Source organism: Pseudomonas sp. Leaf434 (assembly GCF_001425545.1).
Taxonomy (GTDB): Bacteria; Pseudomonadota; Gammaproteobacteria; order Pseudomonadales; family Pseudomonadaceae; genus Aquipseudomonas; species Aquipseudomonas siliginis.
The window spans coordinates 247,135-265,351 of the sequence record NZ_LMQZ01000011.1 but is presented as its reverse complement, the minus strand read 5'-3'; the positions used below and the strand labels follow the sequence as shown (position 1 = coordinate 265,351).

The 18,217-nt window shown below is 61.4% G+C and carries 16 protein-coding genes; 4 read left to right on the top strand and 12 right to left on the bottom strand.

All coding sequences use genetic code 11. From position 1 onward, the window contains the following. Positions 1-319 precede the first annotated feature (319 nt). On the top strand, positions 320-2,422 hold the full coding sequence (locus tag ASG55_RS23315) for a mechanosensitive ion channel family protein (RefSeq protein WP_056790761.1): 2,103 nt from the start codon (positions 320-322) through the stop codon (positions 2,420-2,422). Between the two features lie 116 nt (positions 2,423-2,538). Here ASG55_RS23315 and ASG55_RS23310 read toward each other — a convergent pair whose 3' ends face one another. Continuing rightward, on the bottom strand, positions 2,539-6,825 hold the full coding sequence (locus ASG55_RS23310) for a DEAD/DEAH box helicase (RefSeq protein WP_056790758.1): 4,287 nt from the start codon (positions 6,823-6,825) through the stop codon (positions 2,539-2,541). 276 nt (positions 6,826-7,101) lie between these two features. Here ASG55_RS23310 and ASG55_RS23305 point away from each other — a divergent pair, with 276 nt between their 5' ends. Then, on the top strand, positions 7,102-7,986 hold the full coding sequence (locus ASG55_RS23305; protein ID WP_056790755.1) for a sugar nucleotide-binding protein: 885 nt from the start codon (positions 7,102-7,104) through the stop codon (positions 7,984-7,986). Continuing rightward, positions 7,979-8,911 carry an NAD-dependent epimerase/dehydratase family protein gene (locus ASG55_RS23300; RefSeq protein WP_056790752.1) on the top strand — a complete coding sequence of 311 codons (933 nt, stop codon included), beginning with the start codon at positions 7,979-7,981 and terminating at the stop codon, positions 8,909-8,911. Before ASG55_RS23305 ends, ASG55_RS23300 begins: the two co-directional genes overlap by 8 nt. Positions 8,912-9,095: 184 nt before the next feature. Here ASG55_RS23300 and ASG55_RS23295 read toward each other — a convergent pair whose 3' ends face one another. From ASG55_RS23295 to ASG55_RS27345, 8 genes are all read right to left on the bottom strand, one after another. Further along, complete coding sequence (locus ASG55_RS23295; RefSeq protein ID WP_042610632.1) at positions 9,096-9,794, bottom strand: OmpW/AlkL family protein; 699 nt, start codon at positions 9,792-9,794, stop codon at positions 9,096-9,098. A gap of 220 nt (positions 9,795-10,014) precedes the next feature. Beyond that, positions 10,015-10,533 (bottom strand): DUF3299 domain-containing protein, encoded by a 519-nt coding sequence (locus ASG55_RS23290; protein WP_056790810.1) that lies wholly within the window; start codon positions 10,531-10,533, stop codon positions 10,015-10,017. An 11-nt stretch (positions 10,534-10,544) separates the two neighbouring features. Continuing rightward, positions 10,545-11,810 carry an ABC transporter permease gene (locus ASG55_RS23285; protein ID WP_056790749.1) on the bottom strand — a complete coding sequence of 422 codons (1,266 nt, stop codon included), beginning with the start codon at positions 11,808-11,810 and terminating at the stop codon, positions 10,545-10,547. A gap of 1 nt (position 11,811) precedes the next feature. After that, complete coding sequence (locus tag ASG55_RS23280) at positions 11,812-12,522, bottom strand: ABC transporter ATP-binding protein (RefSeq protein ID WP_056790807.1); 711 nt, start codon at positions 12,520-12,522, stop codon at positions 11,812-11,814. A 137-nt stretch (positions 12,523-12,659) separates the two neighbouring features. After that, positions 12,660-13,253 (bottom strand): DUF2796 domain-containing protein, encoded by a 594-nt coding sequence (locus ASG55_RS23275; protein ID WP_056790744.1) that lies wholly within the window; start codon positions 13,251-13,253, stop codon positions 12,660-12,662. Positions 13,254-13,408: 155 nt separating this feature from the next. Then, entirely contained in the window at positions 13,409-13,975 is a 567-nt protein-coding gene (locus ASG55_RS23270) for a hypothetical protein (protein ID WP_024014498.1), read from the bottom strand. Continuing rightward, positions 13,972-14,919 (bottom strand): CHAP domain-containing protein, encoded by a 948-nt coding sequence (locus tag ASG55_RS23265; protein WP_056790741.1) that lies wholly within the window; start codon positions 14,917-14,919, stop codon positions 13,972-13,974. Before ASG55_RS23265 ends, ASG55_RS23270 begins: the two co-directional genes overlap by 4 nt. Next, positions 14,916-15,497 carry a PAAR domain-containing protein gene (locus ASG55_RS27345; protein ID WP_225930982.1) on the bottom strand — a complete coding sequence of 194 codons (582 nt, stop codon included), beginning with the start codon at positions 15,495-15,497 and terminating at the stop codon, positions 14,916-14,918. The genes ASG55_RS23265 and ASG55_RS27345 overlap by 4 nt, the downstream gene beginning before the upstream one ends. Positions 15,498-15,632: 135 nt before the next feature. Between ASG55_RS27345 and ASG55_RS23255 the strand changes: the two genes are divergently transcribed. Continuing rightward, positions 15,633-15,992 (top strand): hypothetical protein, encoded by a 360-nt coding sequence (locus tag ASG55_RS23255; protein ID WP_056790738.1) that lies wholly within the window; start codon positions 15,633-15,635, stop codon positions 15,990-15,992. Between the two features lie 4 nt (positions 15,993-15,996). On the opposite strand, the gene trxA is transcribed toward ASG55_RS23255, so the two are convergent. The 3 genes from trxA to ASG55_RS23240 all read right to left on the bottom strand — a co-directional run bounded on the left by trxA (position 15,997) and on the right by ASG55_RS23240 (position 18,166). Next, positions 15,997-16,869: a thioredoxin gene (gene trxA / locus ASG55_RS23250; protein ID WP_056790736.1), complete on the bottom strand. Its 873-nt coding sequence runs from the start codon at positions 16,867-16,869 to the stop codon at positions 15,997-15,999. A 182-nt stretch (positions 16,870-17,051) separates the two neighbouring features. After that, the gene (locus tag ASG55_RS23245; protein ID WP_056790733.1) at positions 17,052-17,705 is read right to left on the bottom strand and encodes a class I SAM-dependent methyltransferase; all 654 of its coding nucleotides are present in this window, start codon (positions 17,703-17,705) and stop codon (positions 17,052-17,054) included. Continuing rightward, a complete protein-coding gene (locus ASG55_RS23240) occupies positions 17,702-18,166 on the bottom strand; it encodes a YbaY family lipoprotein (RefSeq protein ID WP_056790730.1) in 465 nt (154 codons plus the stop codon). Before ASG55_RS23240 ends, ASG55_RS23245 begins: the two co-directional genes overlap by 4 nt. Positions 18,167-18,217 lie beyond the last annotated feature (51 nt).

Below are 18,217 nucleotides of genomic sequence, written 5' to 3'. Positions count from 1 at the left end.
TTTCGGTGGCGTTACGGACGGTCGCGGGTGAAGCGAAGATCAAGAGCTTACCCCCTCACCCCAACCCTCTCCCCCAAGGGGGCGAGGGGGAAGGGAGCAGATCTTCATGCCTCCTGAAATCGCGTACGACTGTGAAGGGAGCAGATCTTCATGGTCTTCAGGACTTGAGTTCGACTCAAGACGTGCAGTTGATGATTTTGCTCTGCAACTCGGTCGGCTCCCTCTCCTGGGGGAGAGGGCTGGGGTGAGGGGGCTCTTGAACTTGCCGCGCAATTACCGATCAGTTCCTTACCAGGGTCAGCCACGGGAGATCGGAGCTTTGCGCAATTTCAGGATCGCCATTCTGCTGGGAGCGCTGCTGTGCTTGGGCGTCAACACATCGCAAGCCGTCGCGCTACCGGGCGTTCCGGCTGCCGCCGACACGGCAGAGAAACCCGCCGAACCGGAACCGTTGGTGCAGGGCGGTCTGCTCGGGGCGATCAGTACGAGCATCGACGATGTGCAGGAAAAACTCGATCTCAACGAACACCTGGTCGATGCCTGGCGGCTGCGTGCTGACCGCGCGGCGGATGAGGTCGATCGGCTGGTCAAGCAACCGTCGAATCGCTCGGGCTGGAGCGTGGCAGGGGATTTCCTCACGTTGTCGGGAGTGTGGCTGGGCAGTTTCGCCCTGCTCACCGTGCTCGGCAGTCTGCTGGCAAAGCGTCTGCGTGAGGGCCGCTGGTTGCGCACCCGCCAGCGCAGTCAGGATCTGCTCGGCTACGTGCTGCCTTTCACCGTGCCGGCGCTGATCTGCCTGCCGCTGACGCTGTATGTCAGCCATTTTCTGCAAGCTTCGGTGGGCCGTGCGCTGGCGCTGTGTCTGGCCTACGCCACCAGCAGTGGCATTTTCTCCACGTCGATGTTGTTGTGCGTGGTGGTGATGTTCAATGTCGGCCACAAGCGCGCCGCCGCGCGAATCATCCGTGAATACTGCCCGCGACCGCTGTTCCTCATCGGCTTTCTCGCCGCCCTCAGCGATGCCCTGACCAGCCCGCAGATCGCCCGGCAACTGGGCGGCAATATCACCAGCAGCATCGCCGTGTTCACCGGCCTGATCGCCTCGGTGATTTTCGGTTTGCTGGTGATTCGCCTGCGCCGGCCGGTGGCACATCTGATCCGCAATCGCCCGCTCGCTCAGCGCTTGAAACAACCGTCGCTGCAGGAATCGCTGCGGATATTTTCCGGGCTGTGGTATTGGCCGATCGTGCTGATGGTGCTGGTCTCGGCAGTCAGCCTGATCGGCATCGGCGAGGACAATCAGAAAGCCCTGCGCTGTGCCTTGTTCACCACCGTGCTGCTGATCGCCACGGTGTTTCTCAGCACGGTGTTGCAGCACCTGTTCAAGTCGCGCAAAGCCGAAGCGATCCAGCGCAGCAGTGCCTACAAGGAACGCTTTCTCAGCCTGTTGCATGCGTTGCTGCGCATCGTCATGGCGATTGTGTTCATCGATATTCTCGGGCGGATCTGGGGCGTGTCGTTGCTCGATTTCGCCCAGAGCAGCACCGTCGGTCGAGCGATCAGCAACGCCTTGAGCAGCATCGGCCTGATCTTCCTGGTGACGTGGCTGCTGTGGGTGGTGCTCGACACGGCGATTCAGGAGGCACTGAAACCGCCGCTGAGCAAACGCGCGGCACGCCAGCCGAGCACGCGGGTGAAAACCATCCTGCCGCTGTTGCGCAATGCGATCAAAATCATCCTCGTGGTGATCTGCGCGATTACCACCATGGCCAATCTGGGGATTAACGTTGCGCCTCTGTTGGCCGGTGCGGGCGTGGTCGGTCTGGCGATCGGTTTCGGTTCGCAGCAACTGGTGCAGGACGTCATCACCGGGTTGTTCATCATCATCGAAGACACCCTGTCGATCGGCGACTGGGTGGTGCTCGATTCCGGCCACGCCGGCACGGTGGAAGGCCTGACCATTCGCACCTTGCGCCTGCGCGACGGCAAGGGTTTTGTGCACTCGGTGCCGTTCGGCCAGATCAAGGCTGTGACCAACCAATCCCGCCAGTTCGCCTTCGCATTTTTCTCGGTGCAGTTCACCTACGACACCGACGTCGACAAGGCCATCGAGCTGATCCGCGAGGCCGGCGATTCGATCCGCGAAGACCCGTTCCTCAAGTACAACCTGCAAGGGCCGCTGGATGTGTTTGGCGTGGACAAGATGGATCTCAACGGCGTGGTGCTTACGGCGCAATTTCGCACGGTGTCCGGCGGGCAGTATGCGGTGAGCCGCGCGTTCAACCAGCGCTTGAAGAAGCTTGTGGATAACACACCCAATGTGCATTTTGCGCAGACTTATCCACAGCAGGTTCTGTTGCCAAAGCGACAGGAGGAGGGGGCGGTGGTTGCGGGTGAGGTACCGCAGGAGTCACGGACCTGACGCCTGTTTGTGTAGAGACAGGGCCGGCGCTTTCGCGAGCAGGCTCGCTCCCACAGGGGCAATGGGATTGGACTGTGGGAGCGAGCCTGCTCGCGAAGACGCCGGTGCGAACACTCTCAATGCCGGATCAGCTTGGCATGCAGTTGTCCCATGGCTATCGGATCCAGCTCTACCCAAACCTGCTGCTTGCCGGCAATCACCGCGGCCACCGGCACCCCATCGCGATACACCAGCCGATTGCTCACCAGCGCCGGCACTTTCACCCCGGGCAATAACGTTCCGGCCAGATTCAATGGATCAACCCCACACACCGCCACCAGGCTGCCGTCCTGCGGGCGTCGGCGTACTTCGCGCAGCAAGGGAATGGCTTCGGGCAAAGCAAACTGCTCGCCAGCCAGACCACTGACAAACCGCCCGCCACGAATCTCGCCCCGCGCCTCCAGACGATGAAAGGTGCGCAGCAATTCCCGCCAGCTCGGCAACCAGTCCGCTTCGCGTTCGAGCAAGCGCCAGAACACCACGCCGTAGCGGCGCAGCAGGGTCATGGCGACGTGTTCGAGTGTCTCGGCGGCATCGGCTGACGAACCCCGGCGCAGCAATGCCCAGCGCCCGGCATCGTCCATGCCGCCGATAAACGCGCCGCGCCCGCGTCGGCTACTGCGCTGCTGGCGCTTGCTTGCCGGCGTGATCAGCGCGCGCAGGCCGGCGAAGCTGTCGGCGTTCACCAAACCTGCGGCGACCAGTTCCTGCAAAGCAATTTCCAGTTCGCTGCGCAGCAGGCGCGCTTCATGAATCAACTCATCGAAAAACAGCGCGCCATGCTGACTCAGCGCCTCAAAGACTTTCTGTGTTTTCGGCGATAACTCACTCACCGGCGTCTGTTCAGCCAACGCACTCCACAAACCCACCTGACTGCGCGGCAGCAGCACAATCGGTGTACTGCGCAATGCCGAGCCGCTGACTTTCTGCCGCGCGTTGATGCGCGTCCACACCAGTTTGCCGTTGCGGCACAGTTCATCCAGCCAGCTCGGCGAATAGTCCTTGAGGCGCGCCGGCAGGATGTCGCTGTCCCATGCCGAGGCTGCCGCCGGATAACCTTCGAACTGGCCGACAATCGCCGGCAGCACCGCGCTGCCCTGACCTTGGGTGGCCGGCGTCAGATGCTGCCAGTCGAACAGAAAGCGCATGAAGTCCTGCAATGCCACCGGTTCGATTTCCCGGCGCAGGCGCTTGACCGTGTAGCGATGGATGCGCGCGAGCAGATGGCGTTCGCACCATTCTTCAATCGCGCTGTTCGGCGTGAACTGGCCGCGCAAGACGTACCCTTCACGCTCCAGTCGGGCGAGGGCCTGACTCACTTGCGCGGCGGGCAGGGCGAGCGGCTCGGCAATGGCTGGCAAAGGGGTCGGCCCAAAGGCGCCGAGGCGGGCGCGGATCACTTCGACCAGCGCCTCATCGAATGTCCACGCTTCGTCGAACCCGGGCAGCACGACTGCTGCGCTCGCCAACGTGGCCTGTGGATAAAGTGCCTGCAGGCAACTCAGGCGTTCGCGAGCCAGCCACAACTGATGCTCGGCGTCGATCTGCAACCGGCAGGCGCGGCCGCTGGCCATCAGCGTTTGCAGCCAGTCCGGCCAACCGGCGTTGGCGCGCGCTTCGGCGTCACTGATGCAGGCGAGGCTCATCAGCGCTTCGTGCATTTCATCCATGGAATTGGGCGACGGCCAGGCTTCTTCGCGCACTGCGGTGATCGCATCGGCATCGAGTGCGCCGAGATCATCGGTCGACTGCGGATCGCTCCAGCGTCGATTAATCACCGCTTGCGTGCGGCGTTCCTCCAGCGGCGCGTCGTCGAGAAACGTGTAGGGTCGGGCGCTGAGAATTTCTGCCGCCAGCGGCGACGGCGCAGGTAAATCCCGGGCGATCAGGCGCACCTCGCCACGCTCCATGCGCCGCAGCAGGGTCAGCCAGCCTTCGCTGTCCATCGCTTCGTGCAGGCAATCGTCGAGGGTCTGTTCCACCAGCGGATGTTCGGGGACTTCACGCTCGCCGGCGAGGTTTTCCAGGCAGGCGATCTGGTCGGGAAACACACTGGCGATCAGGTCTTCGCTTTTCATCCGTTGCAGTTGCGGAGCGACTTTGCGCCCGCCGGTGAAGCGCGGCAACGCCAGCGCCACCCCGGCATTCCAGCGCCAGCGCACGCCAAACAAGGGCGCATCGAGCACGGCTTGAATAAGGGTGTGTTCGGCGCTGTTGCTGTGCAGGTAACGCCAAACCTCGTCGAGCTCGAAGCTGTGACTGGTGGACAGCGACAGCACGATCGCGTCTTCGCTGGCGGCGGCCTGCAACTCGAAGTTGAAGGTGCGGCAGAAACGCTTGCGCAAGGCCAGGCCCCAGGCGCGGTTGATGCGGCTGCCGAACGGCGTGTGAATGATCAGTTGGGTGCCGCCGGACTCGTCGAAAAACCGCTCCATCAACAGCGTGTCCTGCGAGGGCAGGGCGCCGAGGGTTTGCCGCGCGCGCGCCAGATATTCGACCAGTTGCTCGGCGCTGGCGAGGTTGAGGCCGAGTGTGGCGGTCAGCCAGTCGAGCGCCGGTTGCAGATTGCCGGGGCTGGCGCTGAGCAATTCGTCCAACTGCGCTTGCAGGCGCGCGACGGCCGCCGACAGTTCATCACTGCGCCCCGGCGCTTCGCCGAGCCAGAACGGAATGGTCGGCGGCATGCCCTGCGCATCCTCGACCCGCACCTTGCCGCTTTCCACCCGCAGGATGCGGTACGAGGTATTGCCGAGCTGGAACACATCGCCGGCGATACTTTCCACGGCGAAATCTTCGTTGACGCTGCCGATGTTCAAGCCCTGGGGTTCTAGCAATACGCTGTAGTCGGCGTTGTCCGGGATGGTGCCGCCACTGGTCACGGCGGTCAGTTGCGCGCCCCGCCGGCCACGCAAGGTGCGACTGACGGCATCGCGGTGCAGGTAGGCGCTGCGGATGCCTTGGCGGCCGTTGTAACCCTCAGCGAGCATGCTCAGCAGGGCCTGATAGTGTTTTTCATCGAGATCGCGATACGGCCACGCTCGGCGGAACATCGCCAGCAACGCGTCCTCCGACCATTCCTGGCAACTGACCTCGGCAATGATCTGCTGCGCCAGCACGTCCAGCGGCTTTTCCGGAATCTGCAGCGTATCGAGCTCGCCCCGGCGCACGCAGTCGAGCAGGGCGGCGCACTCGATCAGGTCGTCGCGGGTGGTGGCGAACAAACGCCCCTTGGGGGTGCCGCCGACCTGGTGTCCGGAGCGACCGACTCGTTGCAGAAACGCAGCAATCGAACGCGGTGAACTGATCTGGCAGACCAGGTCGACTTCACCGATATCGATGCCCAGCTCCAGTGATGCAGTGGCGATCAGCACTTGCAGCTCGCCGCGTTTGAGGCGCTGTTCCGCATCGAGGCGAAACTCTTTGGCCAGGCTGCCGTGGTGCGCCGCCACGGCCTGCTTGCCGAGGCGCTCGCTCAGATGCCGGCTGAGGCGTTCGGCAAGGCGTCGGGTGTTGACGAAAATCAGCGTGGTGCGATGCTCGCGGGCGAGTTCGGCGAGGCGCTCGTACACCAGTTCCCAGACATCATTGGCCATCACCGCCGACAACGGTACCGGCGGCACCTCGATGCCCAGATCCCGAGGGCGGGCGTGGCCGATGTCGACGATTTCGCAGGGGCGATCGTGACCGACCAGGAACTGCGCCACGGCTTCTACCGGCTTCTGCGTGGCGGACAGGCCGATGCGGGTCAGCGGTTCGGCGCACAACGCTTGCAGCCGTTCAAGGCTCAAGGACAGATGACTGCCGCGCTTGCCGGCGGCCATGGCGTGGATTTCGTCAATGATCACCGTGCGCGTGGTGCCGAGCATCCTGCGCCCGGATTCCGAGCCAAGCAGCACGTACAGCGATTCCGGGGTGGTGACCAGAATATGCGGCGCGCTCTTGCGCATGGCGGCGCGGTCTTTTTGCGGCGTGTCGCCAGTGCGTACGGCGGTAGTGATGGTCAGCTCCGGCAGGCCCATCTCGCGCAATTGCGCGGTAATGCCGGCGAGCGGATTCTGCAGGTTGATCTGGATGTCGTTGGACAGTGCCTTCAACGGCGAGACATAGACCACCAGGGTTTCGGCGGGCAGACCGTCGGGGTGTTCCAGACCGCGATGGACAAGCTCATCGAGCACGGCGAGGAACGCGGTCAGGGTTTTCCCCGAGCCAGTGGGCGCGGCGATCAGCGTCGACCGACGCTGGCGAATCAACGGCCACGCACGGGCCTGAGCGGCGGTGACCGCCGGAAAAGTCTTGTTGAACCAGGCGCTGACGGCGGGGTGAAAGCCTGCCAGCGCGCTGTTGGCGGGGAGGGGCAGATTCATGACTGGAGTTATGCGGGCGGGGGCGGGAAGATGCAAGTACCGTTCGGACGCCTTCGCGAGCAGGCTCGCTCCCACCTTGGAATGCGGTCTCCTGTGGGAGCGAGCCTGCTCGCGATAGCGCCAGTGAGGCCGATACAAATCCGCGCATCTACACTTTACGGATGACGGTTGCGCACTAAACCCGCAAAATGCAACGATTCCGGCAATTATCGACGACGGTTCCACAAGAACTGTCGCTAAAGCCATCGTTCCAATCAGACTGGGCCTGCTGACTCTATGCGAATGCGCCTTATGTTACTGGGCGGCGGAAATGCCCTTGGGCAGGCGCTGATTCGCCTCGGTGCGGAAGAAGACATCGGTTTCCTCGCCCCCCGCCCGCCCGAAAACGGCTGGGATGCCGCGAGCCTCACCCAATTGCTCGACGACACCCGTCCCGATGCGTTGATCAACCTCGCCTACTATTTCGACTGGTTCCAGGCCGAGAGCGTCAGCGAAAGCCGCATGACCGGTCAGGAACGCGCCATCGAGCGTCTGGCCGAACTGTGCCAGCACCACAACATTGTCCTCGTGCAGCCGTCGAGCTATCGCGTGTTCGACGGCTCACGTGCTACCGCTTACAGCGAAAAAGACGAACCGGTGCCGCTGGGCCTGCGCGGTCAGGCCTTGTGGCGCATCGAGCAAAGTGTGCGCGCGACCTGCCCGCAACATGTACTGCTGCGTTTCGGCTGGCTGCTCGACGACAGCCCGGACGGCACCCTCGGACGCTTCCTCGCTCGCGCGGAAAAACCCGAAGAGTTGCTGCTGGCCGATGATCGGCGCGGCAATCCGACTCCGGTCGATGACGCCGCTCGAGTGATCATCTCCGTGCTCAAGCAACTCGACTGCGCCGCGCCGCTGTGGGGCACTTACCATTACGCCGGCCACGAAGCGACCACCCCGCTGGCGCTGGGCCAGGCGATTCTCACCGAAGCACGCAGCCTGCATCCGCTGGCGATCGAAGCACCGACCGCGCAGGCCCACGCCGCGCGCCCGGACGCCGCCGAAGAGCCGCAACATGCAGTGCTGGCCTGCAAGAAAATTCTCCACACTTTCGGGATCAAACCGCGTGCCTGGCGTGCCGCACTCCCGGGTCTACTGAACAGGTTCTACCGACATGGCTAAAGAAACAGTTTTAATCACCGGCGGAGCCGGATTCATCGGCTCGCACCTGACCGATGCCTTGCTCGCCAAGGGCTATGCGGTGCGTGTGCTCGACGACCTGTCGACCGGCAAGCGCAGCAACCTGCCGCTGGACAATCCCAAGGTCGAACTGGTGGTCGGCGATGTCGCCGATGCCGCCCTGGTCGCCCGCGCCATGCAAGGTTGCAACGCTGTCGCGCATCTGGCGGCCGTGGCCTCGGTGCAAGCCTCGGTGGACGATCCGGTGAAAACCCATCAGAGCAATTTCATCGGCACCCTGAATGTCTGCGAAGCCATGCGCCTGGCCGGGGTCAAGCGTGTGGTGTACGCCTCCAGCGCGGCGGTGTACGGCAACAATGGCGAGGGCGAGTCGATTGATGAAGACACGCCGAAGGCGCCGCTGACACCCTATGCCTCGGACAAACTGGCCGGTGAGCAGTACTTCGATTTCTACCGTCGCCAGCATGGTCTGGAGCCGGCGATTTTCCGCTTCTTCAACATCTTCGGCCCCCGCCAGGATCCGTCCTCGCCGTATTCCGGGGTGATCAGCATCTTCAGCGAACGTGCGTCGAAAGGTTTGCCGATCACCGTATTTGGCGATGGCGAGCAGACCCGCGATTTTCTTTATGTCGGTGATCTGGTCGATTTGCTGGTGCAGGCGCTGGAAAAGCCTGAAGTGCAGGAGGGCGCGGTCAATGTTGGCTGGAATCAGGCGATGAGCCTGAAGCAGATGCTCGAAGCGTTGAAATCAGTGGTCGGTGAACTGCCGCCCGTGAGCTACGGGCAGGCGCGTTCGGGTGATATCCGCCATTCGCGGGCTGACAACCGACGCTTGCTGCAGCGCTTTGAAATGCCGCCGCAGACGCCGATGAGTGTGGGCTTGGCGCGGTTGCTCGGGCGCGGATGAAACAAGCTTTCGGACATGAAAAAGGCGCCCTGCAACAGGCGCCTTTTTCACGGCCGGAATATCGCTATTCCTGTGGCGAGGGAATGTTATTCCCCGATCGACTGCGTACGGTCGTCGTCAGGTCTGTGCCTGCCCGCCACCAAGCCTCATTCACCACCACGTGAACGTTCAGTAAAAAATCGACTTAGAACTTATAGCCCAAACCGACCATGTAGATGAACGGATCGACATCCACATTCACCCGTGCACGGGTGCCCGGTGCGACGGCGTTGTTCTCGACGGTCGCGCGGGTATCGATATCGATATAGCGCACCTGGGCGTTGAGCATGATGTTGTCGGTGATCATGTAGTCGGCGCCGACCTGCCAGGCCAGGCCCCAGGAGTTTTTCGCCTTGAAGTTGCTGAAGCCGTTGGCGCTGGCTTCGCTGCCGACGTGTTCGTCGTAGATCCAGGTGTAGTTGATGCCACCGCCGACATACGGCTGGAAAGGCGATTTCGAATCCAGCGGGTAGTAGACGACGCTGAGGGTCGGCGGCAGGTGTTTCAGGGTGCCGAGCTTGCCGTTGGCGGCGGGCAGGGCGGTGCCCTTGAGCTTGACGTCATGCTCGAACGGCGTGGCTGCCAGCAGCTCGATACCGATGTTGTTGGTGAGCATGTAGGCGAAGTTCAGACCCAGTTGGGTGTCGCTGCTCATGGTCGCCTTGCCGCCCAGATTGGTGCCGCTCAGCGGACCCTGATCGACCTTGACGCTGGAGCTGTCGGCCTTCGGGTTGACGGTGATCGCGCCGGCGCGCACGAGAATGTCACCGGCTTCGTGGGCGTGGGCGAGCGGGGCTGCGAGCGCGAGGGCAAACAGCGAGGCGCTGAGCAAGGACTTGTTCATGGGGGCTCCGAAAGGACATAAAAATTCGATGTCCTAGGGTACGAAGCCGTCTGATACGGTGTTTTGACTCAGCTCAATGAAACAGTGAAGGGGCGGGGTTTTGTGGAACCTTTGAGGGCCTATTCGCGAGCAGGCTCGCTCCCACCTTGGAATGTGATCACCTGTGGGAGCGAGCCTGCTCGCGAAGACGATAGACCAGCCAATACAAAATTACCGGGAATTACTCCGGCAGTTCATACGCATAAATCTTCTCTGCCTCCATCTGATACCCGGCATCGGCCAGCTCACTGCTCGAGGCTTTCACCTGCAACGGTCCCTCAACCCAATACGGCTGATACAGCTCATCGAGCTTCACGCCCAGTTCGCTTTTCACGTGGACGATCTGGTTCGACGGCGGTGGCGGGACGTGGATGCAGGCGCCGAAATATGGCACCAGCAAGAAGTCCGTGGTGCGCCCCTCTTCGCTGACTTCCAGCGGCACGATGTAACCCGGCAGGCGAATGTTCTGCCCGTCGAGGCTTTTCACTACCGGAGCGTTGGGCATGTCCTGCTTGGCCGCCGGCGCGGACTCGGCAGAGAGTGCGTCGCCCATCTTCGACAGGTCGTGCAGCGGGGTCATGTTCGGCACTTCCGGCGCGGCGTCCGGCGGGATCATTTCCGACCAGGTCAGGTCTCTCGGCGCCGCCGCCCACACGGGCAGGGCGACCAGCATCAGCAGCGCAAGCAGGGCGCGGGGCATGGTGAACATCCTCATAAACGGATCGACAGGCCATCGGCCAATGATTGGCGATACGCGCGCCAGGCCGGCACGCTGCCCATCAGCAGCGCGGCCGCCAGAATGCCACCGAGCAGCGTCCATTCATACTCGCTCGGCCATGCCAGCGGCAGGTATAAACCGTAATTGGCCTGCACGTACCCTTGCGCAGCGGCGATGCCGACGTACAGCAATGCCAGTCCGGCGATGACTCCAGTCAGCGCCAACGCAAAGGCTTCCAGCACCAGCAGGCTTGCGATGTGCCACGGCCGCGCCCCCACCGAACGCAGAATCGCCATCTCGCGGCGACGTTCGTTGAGGCTGGTGAGAATCGCCGTGAGCATGCCGATCAACCCGGTCAGCACAACGAACAGCGAGACCACGAACAAGGCTTTCTCGGCCGTACTCATCAGGCTCCACAATTCCTGCAAGGCCACGCCCGGCAGGATCGCCAGCATCGGTTCGCCACGGTATTCGTTGATCTCGCGCTGCAAGGCGAAGGTGGAAATCTTGCTGTTGAGGCCGAGCATGAACGCGGTGATCGCTTGTGGCGTCAGGTCCATATTGCGCGCCTGATCAGCGCTGATCCTGCCGTTGCCGCGCGCCGGCACGCCGTTGTGCCAGTCGATGTGGATCGCCTCCATGCCGCCGAGGCTGATGTGCAGCGTGCGGTCCACCGGGGTGCCGGTGCGCTGGAGGATGCCGACCACGGTGAAGGGTTTGTCGTCGTGCTTGACCAGGCTGATCGCCGCCACGCCGTGGGCCAGTACCAGTTTGTCGCCGAGCTTGTAGTGCAGCGCTTCGGCGACTTCGGCACCGAGCACCACTTCGAAAGGATCGGTGGCAAACGCGCGACCGTCGGCCAGCGCCAGGTGTTGCTGGCGCCCGTACTGGTAGTGCTGGAAATAGGCTTCGGTGGTGCCCATCACGCGATAGCCGCGATGGGAATCGCCTAGGGACATGGGGATTGCCCACTTCACTTTCGGGTTGTTGGCGAAGTGTTCAAAGCTGTCCCAACGGATGTTGTTGGTAGCGTTGCCGATGCGGAACACCGAATACAGCAGCAGGTTTACCGACCCCGAACGAGCGCCGACGATGAGGTCAGTGCCGCTGATGGTGCTGGCGAAACTGGCCTTGGCTTCGGTGCGCACGCGCTCGACGGCGAGCAGCAGGCACACCGACAGGGCAATGGCAAAGGCGGTGAGCAATGCGGTGAAACGGCGGTTGGCCAGGCTGGCCATGGCCAGACGAAACAGATACATCTCAGACCTCGGCGGACGTGGCGGCGCGATTGAGATCGGCCAGGGACAGATGACGGTCGAACAGCGGCGCCAGGCTCTGGTCATGGCTGACGAACAACAGACTCGATCCGGCCTCGCGGCACTCGGCAAACAGCAGGCGAATGAAGTTTTCGCGGGCGTCGTAATCCAGCGCCGAGGTCGGTTCGTCGGCGATCACCAGCTCCGGTTGGCCGATCAATGCGCGTGCGGCGGCGACCCGTTGTTGCTGGCCGATCGACAGCGAGTCGGCGCGGCGGCTGAGGATGCTTTCGTCTTTCAGACCCAAGTGCGCGAGCAACGTGGCGGCGGCTTGATCGACGCTGCCGTGGCGCTGTTTCGCCCGTTGCGCACGCAGTTTTGAAAAATGACACGGCAACTCAACGTTCTCGCGCACCGAGAGAAACGGCAGCAGGTTGAATTGCTGGAAAATGTAGCCAGTGTGATCGACACGAAACGTATCGCGCTTGCCGGCAGAAAGCTCGGTCAGCTCCTGGCCGAGCAGGCGAATGCTGCCGCGATTGGGCTTCTGCACCCCGCCAAGCAGGCCGAGCAGGGTGGTCTTGCCGCTGCCGCTGGGGCCTTTGAGAAACAGGGTTTCGCCGGCTTCCAGACGAAACGCCGGGATGTCCAGCAGCGGCGGGTGACCGGGCCAGTTGAAGCCAAGGTCGGAAAGTTCGATGAGTGCTTGGGTCATGGCACCGATTTTCATGAAGTGAACACAACCCTGTGGGAGCGAGCCTGCTCGCGAAAGCGCTGGGTCAGACACCCACCTGTCAGCTGACACGCCGCCTTCGCGAGCAGGCTCGCTCCCACAGGGGATTTCGGTGGATCCTAGAATTTCAGCGCAGCTGACTTGGCCGTCACTTCGGTACCTTGCTGGCCGGTCGCGCTGATCAGTTGTACCTGAATCTTCTGCGTCGCCGGGAAGGTCTTGAAGATGTTCGTCAGGTTCAGCGTGCTCAGCGCGCCCGGTGTGGCGCAGCTGAATTGGTAATGCGCATGGATTTCGCTGTGGTCGTGGTGATGCTCGTGACCGTCCTTGTCCGCTTCATCTTCGTCGTGATCGTCGGCGTCCGGCTTGTCGCCGAACAGCGGGCTTTCCAGTTCCTGGCTGACCACCTTGCAGCCGGCCGCAGCGGGCAGGCTGAACAGGGCCAATGGTTTTTCCAGCTGCGCACGAGCGGCAGCGACTTTGGCCTTGTCGGCATCCGACGTCGCGGCGTGTTCAAAACCCACCAGATTCATCGCCGGGCTTTCCAGCTCAAGCTCCAGGGTCTGACCGTCGAGCGCGGCATTCAGACGACCCACACCATGCTCATGGGCGCCGAGGCTGCCGTGCTCATGATCGTGATCGTGCTCATCCACCGCATGAGCAGCGGCCAGCGGCAACAGGGCAAACGGCAAAGCGAGCAGCAAACGACGCATGACGGACTCCGAGAAAAATGAAAAGTTTGTTATGTAATCTTATAACGAAAGTGCGCAGAGTGTGCCCGTGCGCTTGAGATTGCGCAAGACATGGCTAAGCACCGCGCGGGATGAGTTCGCGGGCGGTGCTGGGATTGGATGTCATGCTTGCAGAATCAGAAGCCTGCGCCGGGATAGTCGAACCAATAGTGTCCCGAAAGGACATCGTTGATCAGATTTGCGTCGAGCACGCTCGGGGCATCGCGACTGAAACGCTGTCGCCAAGCCGGAAGCCACCAGTAGTTGATGGCTGTTCCGCGCGGAAATACCACCAGAGTCAGCACCTCCTTATCCATTTTGCCCTGCGTGTAGAGTTGATGACTGCGATCCATCAGGGCCATGTACTGGTCGATTGGCAGTCTGAACATAAGTGCCATGGTGAAGATTTTTTCACTCTGACTGAACGCCGGACTCTGCAGTACCCGCAATGCTTCGCAAGTGTGTGAATTCGGTTGACTCGCTATGCTCTGGCCTTCGGGGGTTGAAAGTATGTCGAAACGATCATCCATGTCTCGCCAGTCGGTCCGGCTATTGCGCTCAAAGTAATCACGAATAACAAGGGTCAGTGGACCTGCAGTTTCCCCGTCAGCGGGACAAGCCGAAAGATCGGCAGGCAACCAGATGCGCCATGCCACGATGAGCAAAAACGGAATTATGAGGAGGAGCGAATAAGGGCGTTTCATTGTGGCGTGCTGTGTTTGTAGCGTCGGAAAATAGTGAAGTCATGGTCACTGGGATTTGCATTACCGGTCGCATGGCGAAAACCTGCGTCGTTAACTTCAACTTTTTCCCACCCTGCAGAAATGCATACGCCCTTCGTTAGAACGAAGCCGACATGGCCGCTGGCGTCGGAATAATTCATTGCGTAAGCGCCGACGTCCCCGGGCAACGGCGTGCGCTCGACTTTCCAGCTGTTGAGCAATCGTTGTCCATTCGCCCATTCACCCGCGAGCGGAGGACTAACCTTGGAGAAATATGGCAGGTATTTCGATTTGCCATGTTCAATCAACGCCACGTTGACCCCAATTGCGGTCAGCACGTCGTAGACGAACAGATTGCATTTATTTGTGTTTGGTGGAAATTCCACGCTCTGCCTGAGCGTAGGGTGTGGCAGCGACTTTTTGCTTTTATTCCCTGCCCACTGTGTTGATCCCCGGTGTGACAGCGCCTCCATCAGTATCCTGCGCGGCATGTCCTGAATGACGACTTTCACCGTTCGGGTTTCATTTGTACGTTTCACACCATATTCGACTTCGTAGAACGCGTCGTTCGAGACAGCGCCGCTGGTCGTTAGCGGGACTTTTACCCACGGTGATATCGCTACGATCGAAAGAGACTTCCCTGGATTCAACGTAGCAGTGTGCATACCTTTTTTTGTACCGGAGTTCCCCACAATCTGAACCGTCACTTCGTGGGTGTCTCGGGTTTTGATCGACGGTAGTTCCTTGCCCGCGAGCGTTATAGCGATCTGGCCGTTTTTGGATATCAATGAATAAATGCGAGGCCTGTCATCGTTTTGAACGATGTTGTCATCTACGACCTGACCGTCGATAAGCAGCTGAAATTTTACGCCTGGCGGTGGCTGCATCAGAAAGTCTTTAAAGATGAGTTTGATTTCCGATTTCATGACAAATCCTGTGTCAGGGGCTCTTCATAGGCATAGAAAGTCCATTCGGAATCTTCCCCTACCAACAGGGTGTCGTAATCCGAAGCGTTTTTTACCGGGTGTTCGCAGCCTTCGCCTGTGAGGTTGCAAGTGCTGTCTTGTAAAACGGCAACCTTCGCCTTGTCCTTGAGTTTGTAAGCCAAACCTGGCTTTTCCGTGTCATCAAGGCGTTCGATGATGACCTGCAAGTAGCGATAAGAGGTCAGGGCAGCAATCGGTGGCCCCATGTCAATTGGAGCGGGCCGGCCAATTCCTGCGAAACCACTGTGTTGCTGAGTGAGCAGCTTATTGGTCATGGGCGGACAACCGCAGGCGACGTAGTCACCCTCTAGCGCAGCTGGTCCGGCAGGTAAAATCAGCGTTCTTTCACCCACTGCTACGATGGGGCCTTTGCCAGGCCCACAGACCGGACAACTGGCGAGTTGTCCAATGGAAGCGATTATTCTTCCTTCGATATTGAGGTTCTCATTTCCTTCAAGTATCACGCCACCTGTAGAGGTCGGGCCTCCTTTAGAGGCCAGTTTTCGTCCTGAAGACATTGGGAATCCTTCCCGCAAAAAGAGATTAATTTAGCCGATCAACCGGGAATTACCAGATGTGTTTGGCGCCCTTTACTTGGCGTTGCACAAGTCCCGTGGGAGCATGCAGGTCAGAAAAGTGCAGGAGCGAACTTGATGTTGCGGATACGCGGAACGGTCGGCGAGGTGCCGGTGGATTTGACGGTGGAGCTGGATGACAGCGATTGGGCCAGGCTGGGTTCGGCGCTGAGCGGGCAGGCGCCGGTCGCGCAGTCCGAGGCAGTGGCGTCGGCCCCGGCGGCGAAGCCGGTGAATCAGGACGATGCGCTGTGGCAGGTGGCCAAAGACTTGCTGCGTAAGGCCGGGCAACTCAGTGGACCGGATCTGCTCGATCAACTGGAAGCGCTGACCGGCAGTGCGGTGGCGGGCAAGCGTTTGCTCGTGCGCTTGCGCCACAGTTCCGATGTGAAAGTGGCGAGCGGCGGGGATACGCCGCTCTATAGCTGGATCGGGTAAGGCCTTAATACAGCGCCGCAAACACTTTGCGACGGTAAGCCGTCACCAACGGATGATCATTGCCCAGCAGTTCGAACACCTGCAGCAAGGTCTTGTGCGGCAAGCCTTCGCCGTAGCTGCGGTTGCGGATGAACAGTTTGAGCAAGGCGTCCAGCGCCGCTTCGTATTGCTGGCGCGCCAGTTGCTGGATCGCCAGTTGGTACACCGCTTCATCATCCTGCGGATTTTGCGCCAGGCGGCTTTTCAGGTCGGCGGCGTCCGGCAGGTCGCGGGCGAGGCCGAGGAACTGGATCTGCGCCTTGGCCCCAGCGAGTGCGGCTTTGTGCTCATCGCTCTTGACCGCGTCGAGCACGGTTTGCGCTTCGCCCAGCTCACCGCGTTCGGTCAGGCAGCGTGCGTAAAGGATCAGCGCCCTGGCGTTGGTATTGTCTTCATTGAGCAGGGTCACCAGCGCCGCTTCCGCCTCGGCGAAGTGACCTTCGTCGAACATCGCCTGAGCCTGTTCGAACGGGTCGGCAGCGGCCGGTGGCGGCATCTGCACATGCGGTTCGAGCAGGGCGCGCACGGCGGATTCCGGTTGTGCCCCGGCAAAGCCATCGACCGGCTGACCGTCCTTGAACAGCACCACGGTCGGCAGGCTGCGGATGCCGAAGCGGGCGACGATGTCCTGCTCGATGTCGCAGTTGACCTTGGCCAGCAGCAACTCGCCCTGATAGCTCTCGGCAATGCCTTGCAGCATCGGCATCAACGCCTTGCACGGCGCACACCATTCGGCCCAGAAATCCACCAGCACCGGTTTGTTGAAGGAGGCTTCGATCACCGACTGGTCGAAATCGGCAGTCGTGGCGTCGAAGATGTACGGCGTTTGCTCACTCATGGGGGATCTCGTCAAAGCGTGGATGGGGCAACTATAAGGCTTGGTGGGGGGTGGCCGGAAGCGGGGCGGGTCGAGAGGTGTGTTGCATGGGCGGACGCCTTCGCGAGCAGGCTCGCTCCCACAGGGGATTTATGAACGGCACAGATCCAGTGTGGGAGCGAGCCTGCTCGCGAAGCTTTTAGCTAGCGCCGTGCATGGTAGAGGCTGACATGTCTGAATTCTTCGGGCTCGGCCAGATCGGGGAGGGTCATCGCCTCCAGCATCTCGATCCGTTCATACAACGGATGCCGAAAATCCCGCACCCGTGAATCCGCCACCAGCGCCTCGCGTCCGCGACTGAGAAACGCGTCGAGCAGCGGCAAGTTCGCCCGGTCGTACAACACGTCGGCGACCAGGATCAGATCGAAGCGATCGGCCTCGGCAAAGAAGTCCGTCGAGTAGCTCATCTGCACAGCATTGAGCTCGGCATTTGCCCGGCAAGCGGCGATCGCCAACGGATCGAGATCGCAGGCCACCACTTCCAGCGCCCCGGCCTTCACCGCCGCGATACCGGCAATCCCGGAGCCGGCGCCGAAATCCAGCACGCGCTTGCCGCGCACCCACTCTGGAAACTGTGCCAGATAACGCGCCACGGCCAAGCCGCTGGCCCAGCAAAAGCTCCAATAGGGCGGTTCATGCAGGATGCGCTGGGTTTCTTCCTGGCTGAATTCGCGGGCCATGTTGTCACCGTCGATCAGCCACAGCTGCAAATCAGTGCCCGGCAACGCACAGGCTTTCAGTCTGGCGTCGCCGAGCAATTCCCCCAAGGCCTGTTGCAGGTCGAGCGGTGCTGTCATGGCGCTTTGACGAATTGCAGCTGGCCCAACGCCTGAGTGGTCGGTTGAGTGATGGTCTGCGATGGCAGGTGCAGAATCAGTTGTCCGGACTGGCTCGCGCGACCGCGCAGCTCAACCCGTGCGCCGGCCGGAAACGCCTCGGGGTTGAAGCGCAGGTGAAACGGCAGGATCTGGTTGTTGCCGATCAGGCTGGAACTGGCGAGCAATTGTTGCGGGCGGTCCTTTTCATCAATCACCAGCAGCGCCAGTTCGACTTCGGCGCCGGCCGGCACCCCTTGCAGGCTGCCGCTCAATTCGCGTTGATGCGCCGGCAGCGGCCCAAGGTCGGCGGCCTCTTTGGCTTTTTTCTGCGCCTGCTGCGGCGCGGGGCCTGGCGTCGGCGGTTGCGGCTTGGGTGCGTCGCTGCCACAGGCCACCAGCAGGCTGAAAAGACTGAGCAGAACGAGCGGACGTAACGGCATTGGAGGCTCCGGCAGAATGAATTCCATGGATCAGACGATCATGCCGTTCTG

Bases quoted from the DNA above. Each gene is read 5' to 3' on its own strand.
- ASG55_RS23310 (WP_056790758.1), bottom strand. From the start codon at position 6,825: ATGAATCTGCCCCTCCCCGCCAACAGCGCGCTGGCAGGCTTTCACCCC.
- ASG55_RS23305 (WP_056790755.1), top strand. From the start codon at position 7,102: ATGCGAATGCGCCTTATGTTACTGGGCGGCGGAAATGCCCTTGGGCAG.
- ASG55_RS23300 (WP_056790752.1), top strand. From the start codon at position 7,979: ATGGCTAAAGAAACAGTTTTAATCACCGGCGGAGCCGGATTCATCGGC.
- ASG55_RS23295 (WP_042610632.1), bottom strand. From the start codon at position 9,794: ATGAACAAGTCCTTGCTCAGCGCCTCGCTGTTTGCCCTCGCGCTCGCA.
- ASG55_RS23290 (WP_056790810.1), bottom strand. From the start codon at position 10,533: ATGCCCCGCGCCCTGCTTGCGCTGCTGATGCTGGTCGCCCTGCCCGTG.
- ASG55_RS23285 (WP_056790749.1), bottom strand. From the start codon at position 11,810: ATGTATCTGTTTCGTCTGGCCATGGCCAGCCTGGCCAACCGCCGTTTC.
- ASG55_RS23280 (WP_056790807.1), bottom strand. From the start codon at position 12,522: ATGACCCAAGCACTCATCGAACTTTCCGACCTTGGCTTCAACTGGCCC.
- ASG55_RS23275 (WP_056790744.1), bottom strand. From the start codon at position 13,253: ATGCGTCGTTTGCTGCTCGCTTTGCCGTTTGCCCTGTTGCCGCTGGCC.
- ASG55_RS23270 (WP_024014498.1), bottom strand. From the start codon at position 13,975: ATGAAACGCCCTTATTCGCTCCTCCTCATAATTCCGTTTTTGCTCATC.
- ASG55_RS23265 (WP_056790741.1), bottom strand. From the start codon at position 14,919: ATGAAATCGGAAATCAAACTCATCTTTAAAGACTTTCTGATGCAGCCA.
- ASG55_RS27345 (WP_225930982.1), bottom strand. From the start codon at position 15,497: ATGTCTTCAGGACGAAAACTGGCCTCTAAAGGAGGCCCGACCTCTACA.
- ASG55_RS23255 (WP_056790738.1), top strand. From the start codon at position 15,633: ATGTTGCGGATACGCGGAACGGTCGGCGAGGTGCCGGTGGATTTGACG.
- trxA (WP_056790736.1), bottom strand. From the start codon at position 16,869: ATGAGTGAGCAAACGCCGTACATCTTCGACGCCACGACTGCCGATTTC.
- ASG55_RS23245 (WP_056790733.1), bottom strand. From the start codon at position 17,705: ATGACAGCACCGCTCGACCTGCAACAGGCCTTGGGGGAATTGCTCGGC.
- ASG55_RS23240 (WP_056790730.1), bottom strand. From the start codon at position 18,166: ATGCCGTTACGTCCGCTCGTTCTGCTCAGTCTTTTCAGCCTGCTGGTG.